Below are 15,653 nucleotides of genomic sequence, written 5' to 3'. Positions count from 1 at the left end.
AAGTGATGATCGTGGACGATTCGTCCGTCGTGCGGCAAGTGATGCAGGAAGTGCTGGGCAGGCACCGCGATATCGAAGTGATCGCCACCGCGTCGGACCCCATCTTCGCCATGCAGAAGATGAAGACCAACTGGCCGGACGTGATCGTGCTCGATATCGAGATGCCGCGCATGGACGGCATCACCTTCCTCAAGCAACTGATGGCGATCCGGCCGACGCCGGTGGTGATCTGCTCCACGCTGACCCAGCGCGGCGCCGAGGTGACCATGGACGCGCTGGCGGCCGGGGCGCTGGGCATCATCACCAAACCCAGCATCGGCCTGAAGGATTTTCTCCAGGACAGCTCGGCCGATCTGGTGACGGCGATCCGTGGCGCCTCGCAGGCGCGGCTGGGCCGGTTTCGCGGCACGGCCACCGCCAGCACGGCGGCCACGCCGCCGCCACGCGCCGAGGCGCGCCGCCCGGTCGATCCGGCCATGCAGGATCGCTTTGCCGCGCCCAAGCTGAGCGCCGATGCGATCCTGGAGGCTCCCACTGCCCGGCACGGCAATCATCTGCCGACCACCGATAAGATCATGGCGTTGGGGACGTCCACCGGCGGTACGCAGGCGCTGGAGGTGGTGCTGACCGCGCTGCCGCCCAACAGCCCCGGCCTGGTGGTGGTGCAGCACATGCCCGAGCAATTCACCCGGACTTTCGCGGCACGGCTCAACGGCCTGTCGCGGATCGAGGTGCGCGAGGCCGCGCATAACGATCGCATCGTCGCCGGTACCGCGCTGATCGCGCCCGGCGGCAGACATCTGGTGGTCAAGCGCAGCGGTGCGCAGTACTTCGTCGAAGTGGTGGAAGGCCCGCTGGTCAGCCGGCACCGCCCCTCGGTGGATGTGCTGTTCCGCTCGGTGGCCAAGGCGGCAGGACGCAACGCAGTGGGGTTCATCATGACGGGCATGGGCGACGATGGCGCGCATGGAATGCGGGAAATGTACGACAGCGGGGCGACCACCTACGCGCAGGACGAGGCGAGCTGCGTGGTGTTCGGCATGCCCAAGGAGGCGATCCAGATGGGCGGCGTGACCGAGGTGGTGCCGCTGGACCGGATCGCCGGCCTGATCGAGCGGCACGCCCGATGAGCCCCGATCTGCACATGGCCAGTTGGGGCGTCCATTCGGTGCTGGTGGTGGATGACAGCCGCGTGCAGCGCGACCACGCGGTGCACTTGCTGCGCGAGCTGGGCCTGGGGCGCATCCACGAGGCCGGCAACGGCGTGGAGGCGCTGGAACTGCTGGCGCACCTGCCCGAACAACCCAGCGTGCTGCTGATCGACCTGGAAATGCCGGGGATGGACGGTGTGGAGCTGATCCAGCAACTGCAACGCCGCGACGTGACGATTCCGCTGGTGGTGGCGTCCAGCCGCGAAAGCGCGCTGATCAACTCGGTGGAAACGATGTCGCAGGCTCTGGGCCTGCACGTGCTGGCCGCGCTGCAAAAGCCGCTCAACCTGGCGCAACTGGCGGCCGCTTTGCAGCGCCACGGTATCAAGGCCCCGGCGCGCCCCGCCAACGAGCGGCCGGCGGTGGGCCTTCCGGAGCTGAGCGACGCGCTGGCGGCGAACCAGATCCGACCCTACTTCCAGCCCAAGGTGGATGTGCGCACCGGCGTGGTCAAAGGGGTGGAGGCGCTGGCGCGCTGGCTGCATCCCGACCTGGGCATGATCGCGCCGGATCACTTCATCCCGATGGCGGAGCAGGGCGGGCTGATCCACGCGCTGACGCTATCCATCGCCGAGCAATCCTGTGCCCAGGCCGCACGCTGGAACCGCAGCGGCCTGCGTCTGGGGGTGGCGATCAACCTGTCGCCGCTGTTGCTCGACTCCGAATCCTTCGTCGGCGAGGCTTCCACCCTGCTGGAACACCACGCATTATCAGCCGAGCAGGTGGTGTGGGAAATCACCGAAAGCTCAGTGGTGGCCAATCTCGGCGCCGCGCTGGGCACGCTGGCCAGACTGCGATTGAAAGGCTTCGGTCTGTCGATCGACGACTACGGCACCGGCTTTTCGTCGATGCAGCAACTGGCGCGCATCCCATTCACCGAACTGAAGATCGACCGCTCCTTCGTCAGTGGCGCCGCCGACCGCCATCACCTGCGCGTGATTCTGCAATCCGCGCTGGACATGGCCAACCGTCTGAATCTGGTGACGGTGGCCGAAGGGGTGGAAACGGTGGAGGACTGGCGGCTGTTGCAGGATTTCGGCTGTGCGCTGGGCCAGGGCTACCTGATCGCCAAGCCGATGCCCGGTGACGACCTGCCATCGTGGCTGCGCGCGCATACCCAGCATCTGCGGGCGCTGCGCGAGGGGCGGGTGCATCGGCGGGAGTAGGGTTTGGAAAGCCAGCTCCCTGACGCTATCGGCGTGAATGCCGGCAAAGGCTTTCAGCCGAGCAGGCGTTCCACTTCCTCCCGTGTCGGCGCATACGCCCCGTGGTGCATGCATGCCAGTGCCGCGGCGGCGGCGGCGAAATCCAGGTGCGCGGCGGGTGGGGCGTCGGGGCGGGTGAGCTGCGAGGTCATCCAGCCGCCCATGCTGGCATCGCCAGCGCCCACGGTGTCGGCCACGGTTACTGGAAATACCGGGCGGCTGTAGGCGCCGTCGGCGGTCAGCAAGGTCATGCCGTCGCCGCCGCGCGTGAACAGGATCTGTGCGCCCGGCGCCCAGCCGCGCAGCGTGGCCAGGGCCTGGGCGGCGTCCTGCCCGGGGAACAGCTTGGCGAGGTCTTCATCCGAAATCTTGATGTAGTCGGCGAGGCCGGCCATGGTTTTCAGCGTGGACGTATAGTGCTCGTCCATCAGGTCGCGGTGGTTGGGGTCGAAGCAGATGGCGCGGCCGGCCGCCTTTACCTGCCGGGCCAGCGTCAGCAGTTGCCCCGCCAGCGGCTGGCGCACCAGGCTGATCGAGCCGAAATGTACCGTTTGCGCATCGTCCAGCCAGCCCTCTGGCAGCCGCGCGGGGTCGAAGTGCAGGTCGGCGCTGTCGTCGCCGATGAAGAAGTAGCTGGGCGGGTGCCTGGACGGCACGATGGCGAGGAAGGGTGATTTGGCCACCTGTTGCAGGAAGAGCAGGTCCAGCCCGGCCTCGGCGCTCAATCGCGCCAGTTCGTCGCCGAACACGTCGCGGCTGACGGCGCCGGCGAAGCCGGTGCCTACGCCCAGCCGCGCGCCCACCCGCGCCACGTTCCAGCATGAGCCGCCTGCTACCGCGCGCCATTGCGCGCCTTCCTCGCGGATGAAGTCGGTGAGGGCTTCGCCGAAGACGACAAATCGCGTACTCATGATGATCCTTTCTGCCTGACAAGCTGTGATCGTGAAGTATGCGCTGGCCGCCAGCCATCGGGCCATCGCCCGACTTGCGCCGTTGCCGGGTCTGGTGCTGCGGCGGGCAGCAAAAAACCGGGCCGACCACGCCCGGGTTTTTGCTTGCTACGGCTCGATCAATAGAGCTTGTAGGCGACGTTGGTGTCGCGGTTGAGCCAGATCGGCTGGGTGAGCGGCTTGAGCGCCATGCCCTGCAACGTGGTCGTGGTGTTGACCGAGGGCGGCATGCCCCATTGGCGGAAGAACGGCGTCAGGTCGTAGCCGGCGGCGCGGCTGGCCTCGACGATGAAGGTCTGCTTCTTCTGATCATCGATCTTCGGGCGTTGCGCCACGGGCATGTTGCGGTAGTTGGTGCCGACCTTGGCATAGAAATCGGGGCCGAAGGTCAGGTCCAGTTGCCAGAACATGGAAGCCCGGATGAACACGTTGTCCTGTTGGGCCAGGTCTCTCGTCGGCTGAGCCAGCCAGGCAAAGGCCTTGGTCCAGACACCGTCCGTTTCGAAGCGCGAGGCATTGCCCAGCGCACGCTGCACATAGGCCGACGACAGGTTCACCGTGACCTCGGTATCGGAGTCCCAGGTGAAGCTGGATATCTGGTACTGGTGGCCCAGTTCGTGCCACGGGCCCCAGCCGCCGGTGCGCAATACTTCGCTGTTGAGCACGGTGCTGATCGCGGCATCGGCCGAGTCGGCTGCCATGCGGTATTGCCAGGAATAGAGCCAGATGTTCTGGCCAGGCAGCTCCACGAAGTGGAAGCGGTGCGGCGTGCTATTGTGCGGCCACGGCTTGTCGGGTGTGATGCCGTATTGTTCGTCTTCCAGGCGCACGACTTCATCCCACAGCGTCATCAGCTTCACCGGGTCGTCCACGTGCTTGCGGGCCTTGGCGAGGGTTGCGGTCACCATCATGCGGCGCCCGACCAGTTCGGCGTAGGGGGCGTTGCCGTAATTGGCCAGCATCTGCTGCCATTGCGTGGCGTTGTGCTGGCCGAGCACGAAGCGCGGCATCACGCGGCCACCGGACACCAGTTCCACTTTCATCTCGCCACCGGTGGGATTGTTGAACACCGCCACATACACCGCGCCGGTCTTGCTGGCGGTGATGGTGGTGCTGCCGACATTGAGTTTCACCTTCTGCGCGGTGCTGTAGGCCCAGGTGTTGTCGTCGATGCTGTGCAGCCAGATTTCGGGCACGCGGCTGGGCGCGGTGCCGGTGTAGTGGTAGCTGACCACGAGCACATCGCCGGCCTGCACCCAGTAGCCGGTGGACTGAAGCGGCGTGTGATCAAAGCTGCGCAACTGCGCCGCAGGCAGCGTGGCGGGATCGCCCGGTTGCTCCAGCGTGAGCTGGCGGCTGGGGACGATATCGGAAACCGGCGTCGGCACTTGCGTCGGCACCGGCGTGGGGTTCTGCGTGGGGGTCGGAACGGGGGTCGGCTGCGGGGTTGGAACCGGCGTGGGGTTCGGGGTCGGTGCCGGGGTGGGAACAGGGGTAGGCGTGGTCGAGCCGACCAGGCGCCAGACACCCCAGGCGCCGGACTGCGCAGGGTTGTCGCCGCGCGTCCACCACTGATTCTGATAGACGCTGCCGTTGTAGCTCACCAGGTTGCCGGGCAGGTCGTAGATGTGGCTGGCATCCCAGGCCGGATACTGTGCGGCAGGAGCGGGTGCCGGCGCGGGGGGGGCTACCGTGGGTGTTGGCGCCGGCGCGGGGGTCGGCGTGGGAGTCGGTATAGGAGCAGTGGTCGGCGTGGGGGTCGGGCTGGTTGCGGCCTGCACGGCCCACGGGCCCCATTGTTCAGCACCGGGGATATTGTCGCGCGTCCACCACTTGGCCTTCCATTCCTTGCCCTGGTAGCTGACGGTATCACCCGCCACATAGATGCGCTGGTTGTCCCAGGCAGGGGCGAGGGCCCAGCCTGGCATGGCGAGTAGCAGCGAGCTGGCTGCTACCAAGACTTTCAATCGATTGATTTTTTTCATGGGGACCACTCTCCTCGGGGGGATGGCGCTCCATGGATCTCCGCGTCGCCTCCACAGTGTTTGTAAGTATTCCGGAGGCGGACGCTGCATGGTACCAGCGGTGATTGCGTTTGCAGGCGCCACATGTCATGCATCAGCAACCACTCATGCGGCTGGGCAAAATGTAACGCAGTGAGGCGCGGGCAATAAAAAAGGCCGCGCGAGGCGGCCTTTTCTGACGGGCAGACAGGGATCAGGCGGCCTGCTGCACCGGAATGGCGTTCTTGGTATTGGCGATGCGGTTGGCTTTGTCCACGTAGACCAGCGAGGGTGCGTGGTTGGCCAGTTCGGCTTCGTTGTAGTCGGCGAAGGTGGCGATGATCAGCAGATCGCCAACCTGGGCGCGGCGGGCGGCGGAGCCATTCACCGAAATGATGCCCGAGCCGCGCGCGGCCTTGATCGCATAGGTGGAAAAGCGCTCGCCGTTGTCGATGTTCCAGATGTGGATCTGTTCGTACTCGCGGATATTGGCGGCTTCGAGCAGGTTTTCATCGATCGCGCACGAACCTTCGTAATGCAGTTCGGAGTGCGTAGTCGTCACACGGTGGATCTTGGATTTGAGCATCGAGCGTTGCATGGCGAGAGCCTCCGCCGGAAAAAGTCGTGAGTATAAGGCGTTGACCCGAAAAGCCAAGTGCCGGATTACGGCAATGCAGCATGCCTTGCGGTCAAAGCACCAATGATGTGCGTTCGATCAAGCGTTTATTCAATGGCCCGCGCGATAGATCAGACAGTCGTCCAGCAGGAACTCGCCGGCGCGTGGCTGGCCGCCGGGGGCCACCCGTTCGAAGGTAAAGGTCTGGCCGTCCACCTTGACCCATGCGGGGATAGGCTGACCCTGGTAGCGGCCGACTGCCTCATGGGCGCGTTCCACATCACGTTGCGGCGGTGCCGGGGGTGGTGCCACCGCTTGCCGTTGCTGCGGTTCGGGCAGGTCGGCCGTCGCATCGTCGGGCTGCTCGTCGGCATGCATCCGCCTGTCCTCGTCGCGCTGTGGCGGCAGGCTGCGCAGATACCAGCCGAACAGCAATGCGGGCACCAGTACCCGGCGCACGCGTTTCTGGTTATCCACGATGCAGGCCACGCCGAACGATTCGCCGCATTGCGGGCAACGCGCGTTGACGGAGATGGCCAGATGGTCGTCGATCAGCCGTGCGGCGCCGCGCATGTCGCGCGCGTTGAGCATGTGGCCGCAGCGCACGCAGGGCTTGGAGAACTGGCGGATCTGCTCGCCGTTGCGAAAACGGATGGGCAGTAATTGGTTCAGCGGTTTCTTGGGCAGCATCATCGCGTCACATCGTGGCCAGTCGGCTATCGAGGGTCAATTCAAGATAGTCCGTCGCCAGCCGGTTCAGTTTGACCGTGGCGCCAGCCGGTAATTCCGGCAGGCCGGGCACGCGGATCACCAACGGCGTGCCGCCCACGCGGACCAGGTTTTCCTTGATCACGGCGCAGGTCATTTCGTTGATGTTCTCTTGGTCCAGGTAGCGCAGGCACCAGTAGCGCTCCATCTTGTCCTGGAAATCGGCATAGGCGGCGTAGGCGGTGTCGAAGGCGCCGATGGCCGCGTACAGCTCGGCATCGTTCTTGGCGAAGCGCGGTTTTTCGTTGCGCAGCAGCGATAGCAGTTGCTGCTGGTTGATGAAGTCGATGGCACGGCGCAGCGGCGACGAACTCCAGGCATAGCATTCCACGCCCAGGCTCAGGTGGGGGCCGGGTTGCGTGGTCAGGCGTACGCGGCCGTTGCCCTGCGAGCGATAGACGGCGGCGACTTCGGCGTCGGCCAGATCCTTGCCCCAGGTGCTGTTCACCAGGATGGCCAGTTCGGCCACCAGTTTGTCCATTGGCGAGCCGCGCTTGCGCGGCACGATGCGTACCTTGCGCGTGCCATCGTCCAGCGTGTCGATATAGAAGCTGTAATCCAGCCGCACCGGAGCGTTGGGGTCGGCCTTGCCACGCCGGCCTTCCAGCTCGCCGGCGAAGCGCCACAGGTAGTTGAGTTCGGCCTTCCACGGGTAGTCGTCGCCTTCGGTTTCGAAGCCTGCGGTGGCTTCGTTGAAGTGCGGCTCGATTTCGTCGTGCCGCAGGTTGGCGGCGACAGGCACCATTTCGATGCGGCTTTCGTGCGAGATCACGTCGAAGCCGGGCGACAGTTCCAGGTACAGGCTCATCGCCGGGCGGGCGGCGCCTTCCTTCAGCGTGTACTGCTCCACCAGCGTGTTGGGCAGCATGGTGATCTTGTCGCCGGGAAAATAGACGGTGGAGAGCCGGTCGAATACCAGTGCGTCCATGGGCGTACCTGGCGCGACACCCAGTGTTGGCGCGGCGATATGGATGCCGACGCGGGTGTTGCCGTTTTTCAGCGGTACGATGCTGAAGGCGTCGTCGATCTCGGTGGTGGTCGAGTCGTCGATGGAGAATGCCTGTACATCGGCCAGCGGCAGGTCGGCCGGTGGCGGGTAATCGCCCTCGGCCTGCGCTTCGCGGCCGTGGGGGAAGAACTCCAGCAGGAAACCGTCGAGGAAGTACTGTGCCACGTCGGGAATCGCGCCGACATGGTCGAGCAGCCGCAGCGGCGAGGTGTGCGCGGCATCGGCGGCGGCGGCCAGCGCCTTCCATTCGATGCCGTTTTTGTCGGGGCGGTGCAGCAGGCGCGGCAGCAGCGGCACGAAGGCTTCCGGCAGCTTGCCGGCGGCCAGCTCGGCCTGCCACGCGGCCATCTGCTCGGCCTCGCGCTGCTTGCGCGCCATGGCGGCCAGCGCGGCCTTCACGTTTTCGGCGGGCGCCGGCTTGTAGCGGCCACGCCCCTTCTTGTAGAAGTACATCGGCGCGCCGGCGATGCGCATCAGTACGGCCGCCTGCTGCGGCGCGCCGGGGTTGGCGCCGTAGTATTCGGCAGCGATGTCCTCGAAGGCGAATTCCTCGCCACCGCAGACCTCCCAGAGGAAGTCGAGATCGATCTCGGCGGCCAGCGCTTCGGCTTCGCTCCACAGCGTGGCGGGGTCGGGGCGCTCGAACTTCAGCAGCACGTTGGCGGCCTTCACCTTGCTGCGCTTGCCGCGCACGTCTTCGACCATCAGGCTCGCCGGTTGCGATTCCTTCACCGTGGCAACCTTGAAGCCGTCTTCCTCGTACAGAACGTGCATGCCCAGCCCTTGCGCAAAAACGGCGGATTATACATCAGCCCCGTTTACGCTGGCAGGCTAAGGCGTTGATAAACAAGGCACGCCGAGCAACGGCTGCACCCCGCCGCACATCGCCCCGCACCGATCGACTGTGATTCATCCGCTGTGCGCAGCGTCGCGAGTGTCAGCAATGCACGCGGGTCAGCCGCGAGCATAGTTTATTCATGACACCCAGGCGCCTAAAACCCCGCCAGCACGATTTTGCCGATGGTGTCTCCCGCCTCCAGTGCGGCATGGGCGCGACGCAGATTGGCGGCGTTGATCACGCCGAAGTGCGCGCCGACGGTGCTTTGCAGCGTGCCGGCATCGACCAGTGCGGCCACTTCATCCAGCAGGCGGTGCTGTTCGATCATGTCGGTGGTGCGGTACATCGAACGGGTGAACATGAACTCCCAGACGAAGGTGGCGCTCTTGCTCTTGAAGAGGTTCAGATCCAGCGGCGTGGCGTTCTCGACGATGCTGCACACCTTGCCCTGCGGCGCGATCACCTGCGCCATCGCGGTGAAGTGCTGGTCGGTGTCGTTGAAGCACAGCACGTAATCGACGGTGGCGTGACCCAGCGCAGCCAGTTGTGCCGCCAGGTCGCTGCGGTGATCGACCGTGGCGCTGGCGCCCAGCCGGGTCACCCATTCGCGCGAGGCGGGCCGCGACGCGGTGGCGATCACGCTCAGCCCTGCCAGGCGCGCAAGCTGGATGCCGATCGAGCCGACGCCACCGGCGCCGCCAATGATCAGTACCGTCTTGCCGGCATCCTCGCCGCTACGCCGTACACCCAGGCGATCGAACAGTGCTTCCCATGCGGTGATGGCGGTGAGCGGCAGCGCGGCGGCGTCGGCGAAGTTCAGCGTGGCCGGCTTGTGGCCCACGATGCGCTCGTCCACCAACTGGAATTCGGCGTTGCTGCCGGGGCGGGTGATATCGCCGGCGTAGTACACCGCGTCGCCGGGTCGGAACAGCGTGACTTCCGGCCCGGCTGCGACCACGGTGCCGGCGGCGTCCCAGCCCAGCACGCGCGGCATGGCCTCGATCCCGGCCTTGGGTGCACGTACCTTGGTATCCACCGGGTTGACGGCGATGGCTTCGATCTTCACCAGCAGATCGTGCCCTGTCGGTTGCAGCGTGGGCAACTCCACGTCCAATAGCGCTTCGGGATGCTCGATGGGCAGGTAGCGGGTGAGGGCGACGGCTTTCATGGCTGAGCTTCCGGGGCAGTGGGATAACTGGTGTAGCCGTTGGCATCGCCACCGAACAATGTGGCGGGGTCGAGTTCGGCCAGTGGCCAGCCGTGGCGCAGCCGCGCCGGCAGATTGGGGTTGGCGACAAAGGGACGGCCGAAGGCGACCAGGTCGGCCCACCCGGCTTCCAGGATGGCCTCAGCGCGTAGTTCGTCGTAACGTCCGGCGACGATCAGCGTGCCGGCAAAACGCTGGCGCAGGGCGACGCGGAACGTATCCGGCACCTGCGGTGCATCGCTCCAGTCGGCTTCGGACAAATGCAGGTAGCCGACGCGACCGGACAGCCATGTGGCGGCAGTCAGGATGGTATCGATGATCCCGGGGTCGGCCATGTCCTTGAACGTGATGTACGGGGCCAGGCGGATGCCGGTGCGCTCGGCGCCGATCTCGCCGGTGACCGCCTCGATCACTTCTTGCAGAAAGCGCAGCCGGTTGGCGGTGCTGCTGCCGTACTGGTCGGTGCGCTGGTTGGACGTGGTGCGCAGGAACTGATCGATCAGATAGCCGTTGGCGCCATGAATTTCCACGCCGTCGAAGCCTGCGTCGATGGCGCTGCGCGCGGCCTGGCGGAAGTCATCGACGATGCCGGCGATCTCCGCCACGCTCAGCGCGCGCGGTGTCGGGCAGTCGAGCATGCGACCGATGCCATCCTTGCCCGCCACCCACACCTGGGTGTCGCGCGGCTGGATCGCCGACGGTGCCACCGGCTGGCCGCCGCCGTGGAACACCGGGTGCGATACGCGGCCAACGTGCCAGATTTGCAGATAGATGCGGCCGCCCGCAGCATGCACGGCGTCGGTGACGCCACGCCAGCCGGCGACCTGTTCCGGGGTGTGCACGCCAGGTGTGAACGAATAGCCCTGCGCACCCGTGCTGACCTGCGTGGCCTCGGTGACGATCAGCCCGGCGCCAGCGCGCTGGGCGTAGTACTCGGCCATCAGCGCATTCGGCACGTTGCCGGGCTGATCGGTGCGCGCGCGCGTCATCGGCGCCATCACGATGCGGTTGTTCAGCTCGATGTCGCCGAGGCGGTAAGCGGTGAAAAGGCGGCGGCTCATGAGGAAAGTCCTGAGTGGGGATGGACGCATCTTGCCGTGCCATTTCATTAAGAAAAAGCCAATAATCGATAAAACATTTTCAAGGAAAAATTAATGATTGGTCCGGGCTTTGCCGATTGGCAATGGTTCCTGCGCATCGTCGAGCGCAGCTCGCTGTCGGCCGCCGCGCGTGACCTGGGCCAGACACCGGCAGCGTTGTCGCTGGCGCTCAAGCGCCTGGAAACGCAATTGGGCGCGCGCTTGTTCCAGCGCAGCACGCGGCGCCTGACGCTCACGCCCGAGGGTGAGATCTGGTACCGCAGCGCGCAGGCGGCGCAGGATGCGCTGACCAGCGGACTGGATGAGCTGGCGGGGCAGCGTGGTGAGTTGTCCGGTCCATTGCGGTTGTCGATGCCATCTGATTTCGGGCGGCAGTTCGTGCTCGACTGGGTGGAGGAGTTCGTTGCAGGTCACCCAGCCGTGGTGCCGATGCTGACGCTGAGTGACCGGGTGGACGATCTGGTGGCGGAATCGCTGGATATCGCGCTGCGCTATGGCCCAATGCGCGAGGCTGGCCTGATCGCGGTGCCGCTGGTGGCTGGCAATTGCCGGGTAGCGGTTGCCAGCCCCGATTACTGGGCACGGCACGGCCTGCCGCAGACGCCACAGCAACTGGCGGGCCATGCCTGTCTGGCGTTCGCGCTGCGCGATGCGGTGCACGTGAGCTGGCGCTTTCAGCGGGGCGACGATGTCGTGGCGTTGTCGCTGCGCCCCAGCCGCTATGCGGCGGATGGCGCAGTGGTCAGCGACTGGGCGCGGCGCGGTTGCGGCGTGGCGTATAAATCCCGGTTGGATGTGGCGCGCGATCTGGCCACGGGCCGGCTGGTGGCGGCGCTGCCGGACTGGCGGGGTGAGGCGGCGCCGCTGTTCCTGGTGCGCAGCGGCGGGCGGTTGTTGTCTCCACGGGTACGCGCCTTCTGGGACTTCTGCCTGGACAAGGCCGCTGCGCTGCAATGAAAGAACCCGCCGGACCGGCGGGTTCTGTGATGGACGTGGCCGGCGGGCTCACGGCAGGATTTCGATCTGCTTCACATCGACTTCGGTGCTGATCAGCCCTTTGTCCACTTCGCCGGTCAGCCGCACGCGGGTCTTGGCATCCACATCCTGCGCCGGCCATTTGTCGTGGTCGATATCCACCTTGATGGTGCCGCTGGCGTCGCGGAACTCATAGTGGTCCTTGTCCAGCTTGCGCACGATATTGCCTTCGAGCACCACCGGGGTATCGTCCGCTGCCTTGGCGGCATCGGCGGCGGTCGTCACCTTTGCCGCATGGTCCGGCCCGACATAAGCCGCCATCGCCACGCCGGAAACCAGCGCGAGGATGCCCGCGATTGCCTTGATCGATTTCATGTCGCCTCCTGTGAAGAATAAACCGGTTTCAAGTGTAGCTAGCGATTCGTGGCAAGTCGGGCGGACGATTTCACAATCGGAAATGTTTGGGTCGCACGGCAGGGCCGGCGCGGGCGATCAGTAGGTCTGGAACATCCGCTGGATTTCCCCCGTGTCGTGGGTTCTGGTCAGTGCCAGCATCAGCAGGATGCGGGCCTTTTGCGGGTTCAGGTTGTCGGCTGCGACGAAATCCAGCTCATCGTCGTTGGCCTCGCCGTTGCGCGCGGTAATGCCGCTGCCGGTGCGCGAGCTGCGCACGATCACCACGCCCTTGGCGCGTGCTTCCTTCAGCGCCTCTTTCACTGGGTTGGCCAGGCTGCCATTGCCGGTGCCGGCGTGGACCAGGCCGGCATCGCCAGCGGCGACGAAGGCATCCACCGGCAGGCGCTTGGCGTTGGCGTAGCCGTAGACGATGTCCACTTCCGGCAGCTTGTCCAGCCTCGAGATGTCGAACTCGGTCGCGGTGGTGTGTTTGCGCGTACTGGCGCGGTAGAACATCGGCTGGCCGCGTACCACGTAGCCCAGGTTGCCCAGTTCCGGCGCACGGAAGGTGTTGGCCAGCATGGTGCTGGTCTTGGTCACTTCGCGCGCACCCTGGATTTCGTCGTTCAGCGCTACCAGCACGCCGCGACCCTTTGCGTCTTTGCTGCCGGCCACGCCCACGGCGTTGAACAGATTGATCGGGCCATCCGCGCTGATGGCCGTGGCCGGGCGCATCGCGCCGACGATCACCACCGGCTTGTCGCTCTTGACCACCAGATTGAGGAAGTACGCCGTTTCCTCGATGGTGTCGGTGCCGTGGGTGATGACAATGCCGTCCACATCCGATTGCCTGAGCAAGGTGTTCACCCGCTTGGCCAGCGTCAGCCAGTAATCGTTGGTCATGTTCTCGCTGGCGATCTGGAACACCTGCTCGCCCTTGACGTTGGCGATGGTCTTCAGTTCGGGCACGGCTTCGATCAGTTTTTCCACGCCGATCTTGGCGGCGGTATAGCCCACTGTGGTGGTGCTGGTGGCGCCGGTCCCCGCGATGGTGCCGCCGGTGGCCAGGATGGTGACATTGGGCAGGTCGGCCGCGAAGGCGAAACCGGCGCCACACAGTACGGCAGCGGCAAAGCCGCGCCGGGCAAGTTGTGCAAGGTGCATGCTGTTCTCCTGTGGAGGCCATCGCGCGCGGTAGCACGTCGGGCCTGCTCGATCTGGTGGACCGCGTGTGGCGGCCTGGAGCGATCATGCGCGTGCCCTGTATGACACGGGTATTGCCAGAAATCCGAATAGGGAAATTATTTATGCCACCGGCAGCCTGGAAACAGTGTGGCGCAAAGAAACATCGCCACTAGGCGACTTGCAGCCAACACCCTTGGCAATTGGCCGCGATTTCTCCCGGCGAAGACCAATCGGTGGTGGCGGTGCACGGCATGGCTGACCGCTGCTCGAACCAAAGGCAGCCCCGCCGGGGCTGGTCCGTCACGCGCTGCGTTCCGGGTCCGCTTCGGGAGCGCACTCCACCCGGTTTCGTCCGTTGCGCTTGGCGGCATACAGCGCCTGGTCGGCCGCCGTGATCAGGTCGGCCCAGTTGCTATCGGCGTTGCTCAGCGCGACGCCGAAGCTGGCAGTCACGAACAATGCCTTGCCATCGGCCAGGACGATGGGCGTGTCGGCGATCAGTTGTCGCAGCTTTTCGGCCAGCAGGCGTGCGGCGTTGGTGTCGGTGCGTGCCACCAGGACGGTGAACTCTTCGCCACCGAAGCGCCCCACGTTGTCTTCGCTGCGGCATGCACTGCGCACCCGTTGCGCCACGCCGCGCAACACTTCGTCGCCGGCCGGGTGGCCGTGCAGGTCATTCACCAGCTTGAAGTGGTCGATGTCGAGCAGCGGCAGGCCGACCTGCCAGCCATCCGGCATTGCGTTGAGCAGCAGGTGTTCGCCCATTTCGTCCAGCGCGCGCCGATTACTCACACCGGTGAGCGGATCGGTCGCGGCCTGTTGCTTGAACTGGCGGGTCAGCAGGGTCAGGCGTTTTTCCAGCAGGTCACGCTGTTGCTGGTGGGTGCGCAGGACATCGATGGCGTCGAACAGCTTACGGGCCTCCTGGCCGCTAGGTGGGCGCTGGAGCGTTTCGTAATTGCCATTGGCCAGGGCGATGATCTCCTGCCGTGCGCGCAGGAGCGGTGATAGCAATCGATGGCGCGCAAGGTGAAGTAAAGTGCCGACGACAGCGGCAATACCACAGGCCAGGACGGCGGCAAGCAGCATGCCCTTTCGGGCGGTTTTCAGATCGGCGATAGCCTGGTTGGTGCCACTATCGACGATGCGATCACGCAGTTGCTCGATGGCGCGCATGGTCGGTACGTATCGCTCGGTGAAACTGGCGGCGGTATCGGCATAGCGTCCGTTGTTCCGGTTGCTCAGTACGGTCTGGATCACGGTGCTGCCGGTGCCGAAATACTGTTGCGTCACCTGTTCGCGCGCTTCATGCATGCCGGGGCGGTCCCAGTAATCGCCGATCTGGTGGTTGAGCTGCTCGTTCATTTCGTCCAGCCGACCGAGCAGGTTGGCAATGTTGCGGCGTCGGTCCAGGGCGAGCGGGCGTTGCTGGATCAGCGGCACCATGAGCAGGGAGCCGACGCGGCCCGCGTATTCGCGCATGTTGCCGACCACCTGCGCCATGAGGATGGCGTCGGACAGGCTCCGGTCGGCCTTGGCTGCGTGATTCCCGATAACGGTGACGACCAGGTTGATTTGGTCCACGACTCGAAACATGCCGTTGATGGCCTGATCGATGTGCTCGCCGGAGCGCTCGGTGAGCGGGAGCGCGGCTAGCCGATCCACCCGGCTTCGCGCATCCCGCAGCAGTTGATGGATATCCACCAGTTGGTGTTGCGGCAGAAAAGGGAGTGGACGATGTTGCGCCGCCAGTTGGCCCAGCGCCATCAGCGCGTTATCACTGGCGGCGCGCGCCGTTGCGAGCTGGAGAATCTGCGCTTCGGTGTTGTTGCCGGGGGACATGCCCATCAGGCTGTTGCTCGGGCCGCGCTCGGCCGAGAGCTGGTTGGCCGCGTGCAGGGCCGCGTGATAAAGCCTCAGGTTGGTGAGATTGTCCAGATTGCGCAGGTAGTCGCGCGCGTTGGACCAGACCAGTTCCCCGGCCAGGATGCAGGCAATGGTCAGGATGAGCAGCGAGCCAGCTTTGAATTTCTGGTCGGTGGAAAGCGCGTTCATGGCATATCCCGTGGCCGCGGCATGCCGCGTGGGCGAGGGAGCACATCCTAAGGCGGCGGTTGGCGCGGTGTCCTGCTCGTCCCAGGTGGCATACGGGTAGCCCTACCTACCCACCGGTAGGCGCTTCGGTCCCAT

Annotated in this window: 13 protein-coding genes; 3 read left to right on the top strand and 10 right to left on the bottom strand. The window is 65.4% G+C overall.

The features are described 5' to 3' along the window. Positions 1-2 precede the first annotated feature (2 nt). Together FAZ21_RS01560 and FAZ21_RS01555 are read left to right on the top strand one after the other, a co-directional pair. Positions 3-1,130, top strand: a complete 1,128-nt coding sequence (locus FAZ21_RS01560) for a protein-glutamate methylesterase/protein-glutamine glutaminase (protein ID WP_444542042.1) — start codon at positions 3-5, stop codon at positions 1,128-1,130. Next, a complete protein-coding gene (locus FAZ21_RS01555) occupies positions 1,127-2,377 on the top strand; it encodes an EAL domain-containing response regulator (protein ID WP_136771513.1) in 1,251 nt (416 codons plus the stop codon). The genes FAZ21_RS01560 and FAZ21_RS01555 overlap by 4 nt, the downstream gene beginning before the upstream one ends. Positions 2,378-2,430: 53 nt before the next feature. On the opposite strand, the gene FAZ21_RS01550 is transcribed toward FAZ21_RS01555, so the two are convergent. The 7 genes from FAZ21_RS01550 to FAZ21_RS01520 all read right to left on the bottom strand — a co-directional run bounded on the left by FAZ21_RS01550 (position 2,431) and on the right by FAZ21_RS01520 (position 10,868). Beyond that, a complete protein-coding gene (locus FAZ21_RS01550; protein WP_136771512.1) occupies positions 2,431-3,327 on the bottom strand; it encodes a carbohydrate kinase family protein in 897 nt (298 codons plus the stop codon). Between the two features lie 158 nt (positions 3,328-3,485). After that, on the bottom strand, positions 3,486-5,351 hold the full coding sequence (locus FAZ21_RS01545) for a M60 family metallopeptidase (protein ID WP_169307204.1): 1,866 nt from the start codon (positions 5,349-5,351) through the stop codon (positions 3,486-3,488). A gap of 232 nt (positions 5,352-5,583) precedes the next feature. Continuing rightward, positions 5,584-5,967, bottom strand: a complete 384-nt coding sequence (panD, locus tag FAZ21_RS01540; RefSeq protein ID WP_136771510.1) for an aspartate 1-decarboxylase — start codon at positions 5,965-5,967, stop codon at positions 5,584-5,586. A gap of 129 nt (positions 5,968-6,096) precedes the next feature. Then, positions 6,097-6,678: a hypothetical protein gene (locus FAZ21_RS01535; RefSeq protein WP_136771509.1), complete on the bottom strand. Its 582-nt coding sequence runs from the start codon at positions 6,676-6,678 to the stop codon at positions 6,097-6,099. Positions 6,679-6,682: 4 nt separating this feature from the next. Next, positions 6,683-8,536, bottom strand: a complete 1,854-nt coding sequence (locus tag FAZ21_RS01530) for a ribonuclease catalytic domain-containing protein (protein ID WP_136771508.1) — start codon at positions 8,534-8,536, stop codon at positions 6,683-6,685. A gap of 218 nt (positions 8,537-8,754) precedes the next feature. Beyond that, entirely contained in the window at positions 8,755-9,768 is a 1,014-nt protein-coding gene (locus tag FAZ21_RS01525; RefSeq protein ID WP_136771507.1) for a zinc-binding alcohol dehydrogenase family protein, read from the bottom strand. Continuing rightward, positions 9,765-10,868, bottom strand: coding sequence for an alkene reductase (locus tag FAZ21_RS01520; protein WP_136771506.1), 1,104 nt, complete (start codon positions 10,866-10,868; stop codon positions 9,765-9,767). The genes FAZ21_RS01525 and FAZ21_RS01520 overlap by 4 nt, the downstream gene beginning before the upstream one ends. Positions 10,869-10,961: 93 nt before the next feature. Between FAZ21_RS01520 and FAZ21_RS01515 the strand changes: the two genes are divergently transcribed. Further along, positions 10,962-11,864: a LysR family transcriptional regulator gene (locus FAZ21_RS01515; protein ID WP_136771505.1), complete on the top strand. Its 903-nt coding sequence runs from the start codon at positions 10,962-10,964 to the stop codon at positions 11,862-11,864. A gap of 48 nt (positions 11,865-11,912) precedes the next feature. Here the strand turns inward: FAZ21_RS01515 and FAZ21_RS01510 are convergent, their stop codons facing one another. The 3 genes from FAZ21_RS01510 to FAZ21_RS01500 all read right to left on the bottom strand — a co-directional run bounded on the left by FAZ21_RS01510 (position 11,913) and on the right by FAZ21_RS01500 (position 15,518). Next, positions 11,913-12,257: a YgiW/YdeI family stress tolerance OB fold protein gene (locus FAZ21_RS01510; protein WP_136771504.1), complete on the bottom strand. Its 345-nt coding sequence runs from the start codon at positions 12,255-12,257 to the stop codon at positions 11,913-11,915. Positions 12,258-12,374: 117 nt separating this feature from the next. Next, a complete protein-coding gene (locus tag FAZ21_RS01505; protein ID WP_136771503.1) occupies positions 12,375-13,442 on the bottom strand; it encodes a type II asparaginase in 1,068 nt (355 codons plus the stop codon). 321 nt (positions 13,443-13,763) lie between these two features. Beyond that, complete coding sequence (locus FAZ21_RS01500; protein WP_136771502.1) at positions 13,764-15,518, bottom strand: GGDEF domain-containing protein; 1,755 nt, start codon at positions 15,516-15,518, stop codon at positions 13,764-13,766. Positions 15,519-15,653: the final 135 nt, after the last annotated feature.

Source organism: Chitiniphilus eburneus, assembly GCF_005048205.1.
Taxonomy (GTDB): Bacteria; Pseudomonadota; Gammaproteobacteria; order Burkholderiales; family Chitinibacteraceae; genus Chitiniphilus; species Chitiniphilus eburneus.
Note: the sequence above shows the minus strand (reverse complement) of the source record. Positions and strands in the feature narration are given on the sequence as shown.

What these genes read in the sequence shown, in the direction of transcription:
- FAZ21_RS01555 (WP_136771513.1), top strand. Translation starts at nt 1,127, where the DNA reads ATGAGCCCCGATCTGCACATGGCCAGTTGGGGCGTCCATTCGGTGCTG.
- FAZ21_RS01550 (WP_136771512.1), bottom strand. Translation starts at nt 3,327, where the DNA reads ATGAGTACGCGATTTGTCGTCTTCGGCGAAGCCCTCACCGACTTCATC.
- FAZ21_RS01545 (WP_169307204.1), bottom strand. Translation starts at nt 5,351, where the DNA reads ATGAAAAAAATCAATCGATTGAAAGTCTTGGTAGCAGCCAGCTCGCTG.
- panD (WP_136771510.1), bottom strand. Translation starts at nt 5,967, where the DNA reads ATGCAACGCTCGATGCTCAAATCCAAGATCCACCGTGTGACGACTACG.
- FAZ21_RS01535 (WP_136771509.1), bottom strand. Translation starts at nt 6,678, where the DNA reads ATGATGCTGCCCAAGAAACCGCTGAACCAATTACTGCCCATCCGTTTT.
- FAZ21_RS01530 (WP_136771508.1), bottom strand. Translation starts at nt 8,536, where the DNA reads ATGCACGTTCTGTACGAGGAAGACGGCTTCAAGGTTGCCACGGTGAAG.
- FAZ21_RS01525 (WP_136771507.1), bottom strand. Translation starts at nt 9,768, where the DNA reads ATGAAAGCCGTCGCCCTCACCCGCTACCTGCCCATCGAGCATCCCGAA.
- FAZ21_RS01520 (WP_136771506.1), bottom strand. Translation starts at nt 10,868, where the DNA reads ATGAGCCGCCGCCTTTTCACCGCTTACCGCCTCGGCGACATCGAGCTG.
- FAZ21_RS01515 (WP_136771505.1), top strand. Translation starts at nt 10,962, where the DNA reads ATGATTGGTCCGGGCTTTGCCGATTGGCAATGGTTCCTGCGCATCGTC.
- FAZ21_RS01510 (WP_136771504.1), bottom strand. Translation starts at nt 12,257, where the DNA reads ATGAAATCGATCAAGGCAATCGCGGGCATCCTCGCGCTGGTTTCCGGC.
- FAZ21_RS01505 (WP_136771503.1), bottom strand. Translation starts at nt 13,442, where the DNA reads ATGCACCTTGCACAACTTGCCCGGCGCGGCTTTGCCGCTGCCGTACTG.
- FAZ21_RS01500 (WP_136771502.1), bottom strand. Translation starts at nt 15,518, where the DNA reads ATGAACGCGCTTTCCACCGACCAGAAATTCAAAGCTGGCTCGCTGCTC.